At 31.2% G+C, this 12,516-nt stretch carries 9 protein-coding genes; 5 read left to right on the forward strand and 4 right to left on the reverse strand.

Translation table 11 applies throughout. From position 1 onward, the window contains the following. The first annotated feature begins 3 nt into the window (after positions 1-3). The gene (locus tag M4I21_RS03335) at positions 4-1,092 is read left to right on the forward strand and encodes an AI-2E family transporter (RefSeq protein ID WP_249557610.1); all 1,089 of its coding nucleotides are present in this window, start codon (positions 4-6) and stop codon (positions 1,090-1,092) included. An 8-nt stretch (positions 1,093-1,100) separates the two neighbouring features. Next, positions 1,101-2,279: a THUMP-like domain-containing protein gene (locus tag M4I21_RS03340; protein WP_249557611.1), complete on the forward strand. Its 1,179-nt coding sequence runs from the start codon at positions 1,101-1,103 to the stop codon at positions 2,277-2,279. A gap of 4 nt (positions 2,280-2,283) precedes the next feature. Here M4I21_RS03340 and M4I21_RS03345 read toward each other — a convergent pair whose 3' ends face one another. The 4 genes from M4I21_RS03345 to M4I21_RS03360 all read right to left on the reverse strand — a co-directional run bounded on the left by M4I21_RS03345 (position 2,284) and on the right by M4I21_RS03360 (position 6,198). Beyond that, the gene (locus M4I21_RS03345; RefSeq protein ID WP_249557612.1) at positions 2,284-3,012 is read right to left on the reverse strand and encodes a M15 family metallopeptidase; all 729 of its coding nucleotides are present in this window, start codon (positions 3,010-3,012) and stop codon (positions 2,284-2,286) included. A gap of 5 nt (positions 3,013-3,017) precedes the next feature. Beyond that, positions 3,018-3,686 (reverse strand): hypothetical protein, encoded by a 669-nt coding sequence (locus M4I21_RS03350; protein ID WP_249557613.1) that lies wholly within the window; start codon positions 3,684-3,686, stop codon positions 3,018-3,020. Positions 3,687-3,768: 82 nt separating this feature from the next. Further along, positions 3,769-4,476 carry a gluconate 2-dehydrogenase subunit 3 family protein gene (locus M4I21_RS03355; RefSeq protein ID WP_249557614.1) on the reverse strand — a complete coding sequence of 236 codons (708 nt, stop codon included), beginning with the start codon at positions 4,474-4,476 and terminating at the stop codon, positions 3,769-3,771. A gap of 3 nt (positions 4,477-4,479) precedes the next feature. Then, positions 4,480-6,198, reverse strand: a complete 1,719-nt coding sequence (locus tag M4I21_RS03360; RefSeq protein WP_249557615.1) for a GMC family oxidoreductase — start codon at positions 6,196-6,198, stop codon at positions 4,480-4,482. A 436-nt stretch (positions 6,199-6,634) separates the two neighbouring features. On the opposite strand from M4I21_RS03360, the gene M4I21_RS03365 reads away from it, so the two are divergent. The 3 genes from M4I21_RS03365 (at position 6,635) to M4I21_RS03375 (ending at position 12,346) form a co-directional block, all read left to right on the forward strand. Beyond that, on the forward strand, positions 6,635-9,436 hold the full coding sequence (locus tag M4I21_RS03365; RefSeq protein ID WP_249557616.1) for a M16 family metallopeptidase: 2,802 nt from the start codon (positions 6,635-6,637) through the stop codon (positions 9,434-9,436). 6 nt (positions 9,437-9,442) lie between these two features. Then, positions 9,443-10,822, forward strand: coding sequence for a TlpA disulfide reductase family protein (locus M4I21_RS03370; RefSeq protein ID WP_249557617.1), 1,380 nt, complete (start codon positions 9,443-9,445; stop codon positions 10,820-10,822). 129 nt (positions 10,823-10,951) lie between these two features. Then, positions 10,952-12,346 carry a TlpA family protein disulfide reductase gene (locus tag M4I21_RS03375; protein WP_249557618.1) on the forward strand — a complete coding sequence of 465 codons (1,395 nt, stop codon included), beginning with the start codon at positions 10,952-10,954 and terminating at the stop codon, positions 12,344-12,346. Positions 12,347-12,516: the final 170 nt, after the last annotated feature.

Consider the following 12,516-nt stretch of genomic DNA (forward strand, 5'->3'; position numbering starts at 1 on the left):
TTAATGAAATCAAAAACAATAGCAGATGGTATTTTACGCGCTCTAGGTATTATAGTTGGCGTTCTTTTATTATGTTTTTTTCTCTATAAAATTAGTTCTGTATTAGCGTATATCTCTATTGCAGCAGTCGCCTCTTTAATTGGCAGACCTATTGTTATTTTTTTACGAGACAAATTAAAGTTTAATAACACACTAGCTGTTATTATAACCATGCTATTGCTCATTAGCATTATAGGTGGCATTATTGCTTTATTTATTCCGCTGATTATACAGCAAGGTAAAAATTTATCTCTTTTAGATATAGACCAACTACAAGGAAACGCAGAAGACTTATACACAGAAGTTGTAAATTACTTTGGAGTTAGCACACACGATATAGAAGAAAATGTAAAGTCCTCCAATTTTTTCAGTAAATTAGATTTTGCATTTATTCCAGATTTTTTAAACTCACTTGTTGGTGTACTTGGCAGTTTAAGCATTGGTTTATTTTCTGTACTTTTTATAACTTTTTTCTTTTTAAAAGATCGCAAACTTTTTAGTGATGGACTTTTAATGTTAATACCACAAACCAAAGAAAACAGATTTAAAAAATCTATGGACACCATAAGTAACTTGCTATCTAGATACTTTGTTGGTTTGGTTTTTCAGATCTTAATCTTGTTTGTTATTTACACTATTGTTTTACTGGTTATAGGTATAGAAAACGCTATTGTAATTGCCTTTTTATGTGCATTACTAAATCTTATACCCTACGTAGGGCCAATTATTGGAGGTGTATTAATGATGGCCCTTACAATGTCTAGTAATTTAGGAGAGAGCTTTAGCGATGTAATATTACCAAAAACAGGTTATGTTATGATCGGTTTTGCTATTGGTCAGTTGGTAGACAATTTCTTTTCGCAACCTGTTATATTTTCCAATAGTGTAAAATCTCATCCCTTAGAAATTTTCCTAGTTATTATTATTGGCGGTTTACTTTTTGGCATTACAGGTATGATAATAGCTGTACCGGGATACACGGCTATAAAAGTAATTTTAAAAGAGTTTTTTGCAGAGAATAAGATTGTAAAATCTATGACAAAAAATTTATAGTTTAAAGCTTGAATACAACTATTTTACATACCAGCGTACAAGATTTTATTACTGAAAATTTAAGCACAGATATAATGTCTATTCTGCTTAAAAAAGAGGTGCTAAACAATGTATCTAACAAAGAAATAGCAGCGCAAATTGAGGCTAAAAACAAGTGCAAAGACAAGTTACCTACTTGGTACAATACACCCTATATATATTACCCTAACAAACTAAACATAGAGCAAACCTCATCAGAAAAAACAGCCGCATACAAAGCTTCTATTGTAAATAACAAAACACTTATAGACCTTACAGGTGGCTTAGGTGTAGATTGCTTTTTTTTTGCAAAAAAACTAGCTACTGTTTACCATTGTGAAATTTCTGAAACCGTATCTAAAATAGCAACACATAACTTTAAAACGTTAGGTGCAAACAATATTAATACCTACGCAGAAAACGGTTTAGATTTTCTACAAAAAACACCTCTGTTTTTTGATTGGATATACATTGACCCCTCTAGAAGAAATGACGCCAAAGGAAAGGTCTTTTTTTTAGAAGATTGCTTACCTAATGTACCAGAACATTTAAGTTTAATTTTTAGTAAAACTGATCACATTCTTATAAAAACATCACCGCTATTAGATTTCTCAATTGGAATAAAATCGTTACAAAGTGTAAAAGAAATTCACGTTGTAGCACTTCATAACGATGTAAAAGAATTGCTATGGGTTTTAGAGAAAGGCTATACAGGAGACATTTATATTAAAACTATAAATCTAACTAAAACCGAAGATGCAATTTTTTCTTTTAATTATACTGAAGAAAAAGAAGCCGCCTGTACCTATAGTACACCTCAACAATATGTTTATGAGCCCAATTCGGCTATTTTAAAGGCAGGAGCGTTTAAATCTGTTGCTGCTCATTACAATATAAGTAAACTTCACGAGCATACCCATTTATACACGTCTAATGAAATCATAGATTTTGCTGGCAGATCTTTTAAGGTTGAAAAACAAATAGCCTTTAATAAAAAGGAAATTCAGCGTTTACAACTCACAAAAGCAAATATTACCACACGTAACTTTCCTGAAAGTGTTGCAAACATTCGCAAAAAATTTAAAATTAAAGATGGTGGTACAAACTATTTGTTTTTTACTACAGATTGTAACAATAATAAAATTGTTCTTCTATGCCGTAAAGTATAACAAACTACTCTGGACAATCCCACTTAAAATTAGCCACCTTTGCATTAGACATAGCAGATAAATTGTAATGCCACCACTCTGTACGTATAGACCAAAAGCCGTGTTTTTCCATTGTTTCTTTTAACAATTTTCTATTTGTTAAAATATCTTCAGCTAAGTTAGTATTATCATGGTACGCTTTTTTTCCAAAGAAATCAAAATCTGTTCCCATATCTACTTCTTTACCATCTAAGGTTTCTAAGGTAATATCTACGGCGCCGCCTTTGTTATGTATAGATCCTTTTTTAGGGTTAGCCACATATTGCGGATTAGGTACTATCTCCCACATTTTATATTGCACAGAATTTGGCCTGTAACAATCAAAAAACTTAATTCGGTATCCAAGTTTCATAAAATATGCATTAGCCTTTAAAAGCGCTTTAGCTGTTTTTACACGAGTGTAACACTCAGGACAATCGTACACTTTAGCTTTTAAAAAATTATTGGTAGTTGCATAGCGCAAATCATAAGCAAAATCTCCACTAAAATCTGCCAAGCGCACAAACGTAGTATCTGCCAAACCAGTAAGAGATTTGTATTTTATCTCTTCTAGGACTGGCGCAGTTATAACTGTATCTTGCTTAATTGTAATTGTACCTTTCTTTACTGTATTAATTACATCAGCTGTTTTATTGTCTTTACAAGCTATTAACAAACTAATTAGCACTAATGATGTTATGTATTTAATTTTCATAATATTTAATTTCCGTAAATTAACTCTCCTTGTTCTATTAGCTTAGCGCTATAATCATCTTCCTCTCTAAGGTCTATTATGTCAAAAAAGTTATGCTTATAAAATCGTTTATAAAGTACTTTTTCTATGTGTTTTATATCTAAAGCATCTGTCCCTGTAATTTTAAATCCAATTACTGTATATGGAGATTCATATTCTTCTGTATTAATAAATTCTGCAACGTAAATATTTTCAATTGGCACCAAATTTCTATTCAGCTCTTTTATTGTTTTAACGATTTCTTTCTTTTCAGTTTTATCAACCTTAGAAAAAATAGTATGCATAATTTTTATATCTACCTCTTTATCAACTAAACTATCAGAAGTTATATTTAGCATAATATCTTTAGTAACATCTATACCTCCTTTAACATTAGACTTATAAATATCGAATGTTAAAAATGGTCCTTTAAATATAAACCAAGGTCCTAAAAGAAGATTTCTTCTATTATATTTTCTTTTAAAAAAATCTAACTCTTCTTTATTTTCTATAAAAATTGCAGGTGAAAACCGCAATAAAGAAATAAAACCTAAACCAACTCTATAGTTAAACACCACAAATTTACTCCCAGAATCTACACCGGATTTAAGAATCGTAATATCGTTAGTCTTTAGATTACCTAACTTATGTATCATACAAACAGATTTAAAAGCAAAATTGCCCCTAGATTATAACTCTAGGGGCAATTTAACACTCTTAACTTAAAACTTAATTAGATTATGTTATTAAATTCATATTATCATCCCATTCTGCCATTACATTTCTTTTGCTTTGGTCTACAAATTTTGACATCCATTCTTTAGGATAAGATTTACCATGCTTATCTAACACATCTTGTGGCACTCCGTCCCAAACATTAGGTGTATTCCCTTTGTATCCTAAATCTTCTATTCCTTCTTTAGTGGTGTAATATCCTGTTACTGTTAAATTACGCACTAAAGAAAAGAAATTCTGTTCGTATGTTGGCTCTTCCTCATCTGGAAAAGCAATACCATCTAAAATTACTTTTTGCTGCTCTGGCGTCGCTTTTTTAAACTCTACACTATAGTCTTTGTTGCTTTTATGATCTAACCACATTAAACCACCTTTAAGCTCTGTTTGGTATGCTGGAATATCTTTTGCCATAAACTCTATAAAATCTGGCACACCTGCATCTGCGGCGCTACCATATTTTTCGTTTGCAGGTAAAATTAGTGCACATAAGACACCTAATGTTTCCATCTGGTGCTCGTTAAAAAACTGCTCTGCGTTTAATTTTGCTATTTGTTCTTTTTCTTCAGGTGTACGTCCAAAATACTTTTCGTCTACAGCAGCCTCTTCAGGTACAGCAGCATCACTATCTGTACCAGGTTTACAGCCGTTTAAAGCTAAACCACCGGCTACACCACCAAGAATAATAGATTTTATACTTTTTCTTCTATCCATAACTTAGATATTTTGCTTTTTAAACTGTTCTACTATATAATCTGATGTTCTCCAAGCTAAGGCTAAAATTGTCCATGTTGGATTTTTATCGGCTTGAGAAACAAAAGGACCTGCATCTACAATAAATACATTGTCTACATCATGCATTTGCTCGTATTGGTTAACTACAGATGTTTTTGGATTATCTCCCATACGTGTAGTACCAACCTCATGTATAATTTCTCCTGGTTTATTAAGTCCGTAATCTTGCTCTGCTGTTGGTGTATCTCCTAACACCTTGCCACCCATATTATGAATTATTTCTTCAAAGGTTTGTTGCATATGCTTTGCTTGGTTACGTTCGTAGTCTGTCCATTTATAATTAAAACGCAATACAGGAATACCAAATTCATCTACGGTATTAGGATCTATTTCACAATAATTACTTTCTTGAGCAATAGACTCTCCTCTACCACCAAAACCTAAGGTAGCACCGTAATACTTTTTAACATCTGAACGTAAACTATTACCATAGCCACCAACTTTTTCTCCAAAGTACTCGTTAAAATTATTAGGATTAAAACCAAAACCGTAGTTAGGCATACCCATACCACCCCAAACTTCTATATGGTAACCTCTAGGGAAATCTAATTTTTTATTATCTAACCACCAAGGCGAATATACGTGCATACCACCTACTCCGTCTTCGTTATACATTTTACGGTCCATCATAGACGGTATAAAACCACCTCTACTAGCACCAGTAGAATCATGTAAATATTTACCAACTAAACCACTACTATTTCCTAAACCAGCAGGATGTTGCTCGCTCTTAGAATTTAATAAAATACGTGCAGAACTACAAGCAGATGCGGCCATTACGACCACTTTACCTTTTAATCTGTATTCTTTACGATCTTCTTTATTTATGTATAAAACTCCTGTTGCTTTACCCTCATCATTTGTAGTAACCTCTCTAACCATAGAGTTTACAAATAAATCTATTTGTCCGCCATTATTTTGAGCCGGAAAAATTAAGCAACTACCAGATGAAAAATCTGCATAGTATTGGCAAGCTCTAGCACATTGTCCGCAATACACACAAACACCTCGGTCTTTGTTCACTTTTTTAGTTACCATAGACATACGTGCAGGAATTACAGGAACTCCAGATTTTTTTGCACCATCCATATAGTATAGCTCATGTAATCTGGGTTTTGGCGCTGGCAAGAAAAAACCATCAGGCTCATTAATAAGTCCTTCTTTTGAACCAAAAACACCAATTAATTTATCTACTTTATCATAATATGGTCTAACATCCTCATAACCAATAGGCCAGTTATCTCCTAAACCATCTACATCTTTATGCTTAAAATCTCGTTCACTAAAGCGCAGCGATATACGTCCCCAGTGGTTGGTTCTACCTCCAAGCATTCTAGATCTAAACCAATTAAACTTAGATCCATTTTTTTGCGTATACGGTTCTCCTTCTATATCCCAGCCACCTAAAGCCATATCAAACTCACCAAAGTCTCTTACGGTATTAGCACCTCTTCTTGGCGATTCGTAAGGCCATTTAAATTGTGTTTGTTGTTTAGGGTCTTTGGGGTCAAAAAATGGGCCTGCTTCTACTACAGCTACTTTAAGTCCGGCTTCTGACAAAACTTTAGTTGCCATACCTCCACCAGCACCAGAACCAACTATGATAACATCATACATAGTTGAAGATTCTATTATCTGCATATTAATTTAGTTTGAGTTAATTTGGTTAATTTCTTTGATTAAAGCTACAAGTTAAGCAACTTCATTTATTTTTTGTTTGGTATTCATCAAAAAACAGAAGCTACTAATTTAGATTTTTTAATCCTATTACAATTTAAATTTATGTTAATACAAATAAATTTAGTGTTATTAATAGACGGATAACAAAATATCATCGACTAGCGTAAAAAATAAAAGAACCGCTCTAGTTTGCCACATACCTTACTACTACGTAGTCTAAAACCTAATAAAAATAGACTTTCATTAAAAATAAAAAAAATAAATTATCATTTTTTGTAACAAAACAAAAATAGGTAGACTTACTATTTATAATTTATTTAACAGTATACTACTAAGGGTATGGCGTTATTTAAGCGTCTTTTAATAATATACTAACAAAAACTAACAAAATTTACAAATGAAGAAAATCACAACTCTGCTTAGTTTATTTCTATGTATTGGCCTCTCTGCCCAACAGTTAGATTTAAACCAACCATTGCCAGTAAACACTAAATTTAAAAAAGGTGTTTTACCAAACGGCATGACGTATTACATATATAATACAGACGTAACAAAAGGTGTTGCTAGTTATTATATTATACAAAATGTAGGTTCTATTTTAGAGAACGATGACCAACAAGGTTTAGCACACTTTTTAGAGCATATGGCTTTTAATGGTACTAAAAATTTTGCTGGAAAAGGTATTTTAAATACACTACAAAAACACGGTGCGGTTTTTGGAAAAGATATTAATGCATATACTGGTTTTGATGAAACTGTATATAATATGGATAATATACCAACTAAAGATGGTTTGGTAGATACTTGTCTATTAGTTTTAAATGACTGGTCTAATTATTTATTACTTACAGATGAAGAAATAGATGCAGAAAGAGGTGTTATTAAAGAAGAGTGGAGAACACGCCAAAATGGTGGAATGAGAATTCTTCAACAATCCTTACCTGTTATGTTTAACAACTCTAAATACAGCAATAGATTACCTATTGGTTTAATGGACGTTGTAGACAATTTTGAATACAAAGCTTTACGTGATTTTTACCATGATTGGTACCGTACAGATTTACAAGCTATCGCTATTGTTGGTGATATTAATGTAGACGAGATTGAGCAAAAAATAAAAGACAAATTTTCTAAAATTCCAGCTGTTAAAAATCCTAAAGAGCGTTTTTCTGTAGAGATTCCTGGAAACAAAGAAATGCTTTATAATATTGCTATGGATGAAGAAGTTTCTACTGCAAGTATTTCTTTCAGTATTAACCATCCTAAAAAAATAAAAGACCAAACTATAGGGGATTTAAAAGAATCGCTATTAAAAGGTATGGCAACTTCTATGTTATCTACGAGATTAAACGAGATTAGACAACAGCCAGATGCTACTTTTTTAGGAGCTAGAGTTGGTTTTAGAGAAAAAGCTAGATTAAATAACGATTTTTCTGTTAATCTTACTCCTAAGCCTGGACAACAACAAGAAGCTTTTAAAACAGTAATGGATGAAATTAACAGAGCTGTTAAATTTGGATTTACGGATGGCGAAATAGATCGTATTAAAAAGCAATATGAAAGTTATTACGAAAATAGTATTAGTAAAGAAGATGATATGTCTCACGGACAACTTATCAACTCTATAAAATCTAACTATTTATCTAACGAAACGATTACTCCTATTGCAGAAGAATACAAAATTGTACAAGCAATATTTGCATCGGTAACTAAAGAAGATTTTCATACAATCATAAAAAATCTTTATACTACAGAAAATAGAACACTTAACGTAACTGGTGTAAAAGGAAAAAACAACTTAACTAAAGAAGAAGGTTTAGCTATAATTTCTGCATCAGAAAACAATAGTGAATTAACTGCTTATGCTGATGAGTTTAGTGGTAAAACTTTAATTTCTGGAACAACAATTAAAGCCGGCAGCATTGTATCTGAAGAAGAAAACAAAGAAACTGGCGCTACAATTTTTACGCTAAGTAATGGAGCTAAAGTCTATTACAAGTTTGCAGATAAAAACAAAAACGATGTAAAATTAACTGCTACTAGTTATGGTGGTACATCTTTATTAGAAGATAAAGACTTGCCATCTGCAAACATTATGAGTAGCATAGTGCAAATGTCTGGTTTAGGAGATTTCTCTGCTACAGAGTTACCTAAAGTATTGGCAGGTAAAACAGCTAACACAAGTGTTAACTTATCTAGCTTGTCTGAAAGCATTAGTGGTTCTTCTACAACTAAAGATGTAGAGACGATGTTACAAATGGTTTATTTACGTTTTGAAAATCCTCGTTTTGATGAAGATGCTTATAAAGTACTACAAGGTAACATTACCAACTTTTTAGCAAGAAAAAGTAAAGACATTAACTCTAAAATGCAAGATAGCGTTACTGTTACTTTATATGGTGACAACAATCCTAAAGAACGTCTTATGGATGAAGCTTATATGCAAGATGTTTCGTTTAACAAAATGAAAGAGATCTACTTAGAAAGGTTTAAAAATGCAGCCGACTTTACTTTCTTTGTTGTTGGTGATATTCAAAAAGATGCTTTAAAGCCGTTATTAGCTAAGTACATTGCTAGTATTTCTGCTAACGCAACAAAAGAAAACTACAAAGTAAATCCTTCTGCTTGGATAAATAATTCTATAGACAAAGATATTTTCTTAAAAATGGAAGATGAAAAAGGTTCTGTTAGAGTTGGTTATAAAAACGAAATGAAATACAGCCTTAAAAACGATATTCTAGCAAGTGCCTTAGGTGATATTTTACAACTAAGAATTACAGAAACAGTAAGAGAAGCAGAAGGTGGTGCGTACTCTCCTAGAGCTGGCGCAGGTTTTTCTAAAAGACCAGTATCTGAAGGTAGTATTAGTGTTAGTTTTGATTGTAACCCTGATAAAGTAGATGATTTATTAAAAATTGTACACACAGAAATTAAAAAAATAGGTGAAGGCGAAATTAGTCAAGTAGATTTAGATAAAACTTTAACTAACTTTATTAAAGAACGTAAAGAATCTAAAGATTACAATGGATATGATATGAGCCTACTTCAAAACTATGTTTTAGAAGGTTATAATATGAACGATCCTAAGAATTTTGAAAACATTGTAAATTCAATTACAGTAAAAGACATTCAAAAATTCACGAAAAAATTATTAAAAGGCGCAAAAACATATGAGATTGCGTTTAAACCTAAACAATAATAACTAATGAAAAAATCGATTTATGTTTTAGGCCTAGCTGTAATAAGTTTAGCCTCTTGTAAAGAAGAAGTAGTAGCACCTATAGATTATGCAGTAGTAACTGGTAAAGTTGCTAATGCCACTACCAATCAAGTATTAATTGCTAGCTACGAAAACAGAAAAAAAATAGATACACTTACTCTAGCTGCAGATGGTTCTTTTATAGATACTATACAATCTCCTAAAGGGCAGTATGCACTTATTAACGACAAAAATAGAACTAGTATCTATTTAGAGGAAGGGTTTAACATTGCTTTTAATGCAGACGCTAAAGATTTTGCTAAAAGTATAGCTATGACTGGTACTGGCTCTTTAGAAAATAACTTTTTTAAGGCTAAAAGCGAGAAAGAAGCTACTTTTAAAAGTGGTGACAACCCATACACTTTAGACGAAGCTGCTTTTAAAGAAAAAATGGCTGGTCAAAAAACAGCTATTAATTCTTTATTAGATAGTACAGAAGGCTTATCTGAGACTTTTAAAACAACTCAAAAAAATGATAACAACTACAACTATCTTGTAAGCTTATCTAATTTTGAAAGTTACCACCAACATTATGCTCAAAAGCCCGACTTTAAAGTTTCTGAAAACTTTTTAGCTGAGTTAGATGCTGTGGATATTAGTAACGAAGAAGATTTTAGCAACTCTAGTTCTTACAAATCTTTAGTAAATGCTCACTACGGTAAAATAGCAGGAGCAAAAGCAGAGAAAGATTCTATTTCTTATGACCTTGCTATGTTAAAAACTGTGGCTCCTATAAAATCTGAAGTAATTAGAAATGGCTTATTAAAAGAAACTGTTTTTGGTATTACAGTTACAGAAAAACTAGATGAGTATTACAATACTTTTATGGCTGCTTCTACAGATGAAGATCAGAAGGAAATTATAAAAGAGTATTACACTAAATTAAAAGCAGTAGAAGCAGGCAACCCTTCTCCTAAGTTTGTTGGCTATGAAAACCACGCAGGTGACAAAACCTCTTTAGAAGATTTAAAAGGTAAATATGTGTACATAGATGTTTGGGCTACTTGGTGTGGACCTTGTTTAGCAGAGATCCCAGCTTTAAAAGAAACTGAAAAAGCATACCATGGTAAAAACATAGAATTTGTAAGTATTTCTGTAGATAGACCAGATGCTTATGATAAGTGGAAACAAATGGTTGTTGATAAAGAATTAGGAGGTATACAATTAATTGCCGACAATAATTTTGATTCAGATTTTATTAAAGATTATGTTATACAAGGTATTCCTAAATTTATATTATTAGATACAGAAGGTAATATTGTAAATGCAAATGCGCCAAGACCGTCTGACCCTAAATTAAAAGAAGTTTTAAATAGTCTATTGTAAAATAGCAAACTACAAGCTTTAAAATATAAAAATCATCTTGGTAATTTATCAAGATGATTTTTTTGTCCATTTTTTTTAAAAATAAGAAAAAACTTACTAATTTGTTGCCAGAAAAGAAAATCCAATCTTATGAAAAAACCACTCTACATTCTAGGGCTATCTATTTTACTATTGGCATCTTGTAAAGATAAAGAAGCACCTTTAGTAGATTATGTAATATTAAAAGGAAATATTACAAACACTAATAGTAATAAAATATTACTTACTAAAGAGCTTAGTACATATGCTGATACCTTAATCGTTACTGCAAATGGCGCGTTTTTAGATACAATTAAAGTTCCTATTGGCGAATATTCTTTTATGGTTGACAACAATAAAATTAAACTGTACTTAGAAAAAGAATTTAATCTTAAAATTAATGCTGATGCAAAAGATTTTGATAATACAATCTCAATCGTTGGCAAAGGTGAATTAGAGAATAATTATTTAAAATTTAAAAAAGAACAAAATTCTAGTTTTAAAGTTGATGCTGACTTGTTAAAATTAGAAGAGAACTCTTTTAAAGAAAAAATCAATAATCATAAAACAACTCTAAATAATAAATTAGATAAAACTGAAGGTCTTTCTTATAAGTTTAAAGCATTTCAGAAAAAGGACAACAACTATAATTACCTTTTAGCTTTATCAAGCTATAAAAATATGCATACTCGCTATGTAGAGAATAAGGAGTTTAAATTGTCTAAAGAGTCTTTACAAGAACTTGAGCAGGTTACATATTATAGCGATGAAGATTATAAAAATCATGATGGGTATAAAACGTTAGCCATACTAAAATTACGAAATGAAATAATAAAAGAGTCTAAAAATAGTAAGTATCCTGTTTTAGCTGTTGCAGCCAAATTACAATCAGAGTTCATTAAAAATGAATTGTTATTACAAGTCAAATATGTAATTACACATAAAGTAGATATGCATCAAAACTCTGAGCCCAACTTTAATATGGATGAGTATTATGCTAAATTTAAGTCAATTGCCACAGATAAAGAATTAATAACTCAAATAGAAAAGCAGTATAAAAACTTAAAATTACTAGATAAAGGTAATCCATCTCCTAAGTTTGTTGATTATGAAAACCACGCTGGTGGCAAAACCTCTTTAGAAGACTTAAAAGGTAAATATGTGTACATAGATGTTTGGGCTACTTGGTGCATACCATGTATAGCAGAAATACCTGCTTTAAAAGAAACTGAAAAAGCATTCCACGGTAAAAATATAGAATTTGTAAGTATCTCTTTAGATAGTCATAATCATTATGAAAAATGGAAGCAAATGGTTGTTGATAAAGAATTAGGTGGTATACAATTAATTGCTGATAAAGAATTTGATTCAGATTTTATGCAAGACTACGTCATACGAGGTATTCCTCATTTTATTTTAATAGATACAGAAGGTAATATTGTAAATGCGCATGCACCAAGACCGTCTGACCCTAAATTGAAAGAAGTTTTAAATAGTCTATTGTAAAATAGCAAACTACAAGCTTTAAAATATAAAAATCATCTTGGTAATTTATCAAGATGATTTTTTTTTATATCTATTATTCGTTTTTTGTCACCCTAAACTATAAAAATCTACTCTTATATTAAGAAAGCGTAAACTTAACTTTAAAATATTAACCAAATTTAACAGCATTA

The sequence above is a fragment of the Cellulophaga sp. 20_2_10 genome (genome assembly GCF_023476645.1).
GTDB lineage: Bacteria > Bacteroidota > Bacteroidia > Flavobacteriales > Flavobacteriaceae > Cellulophaga.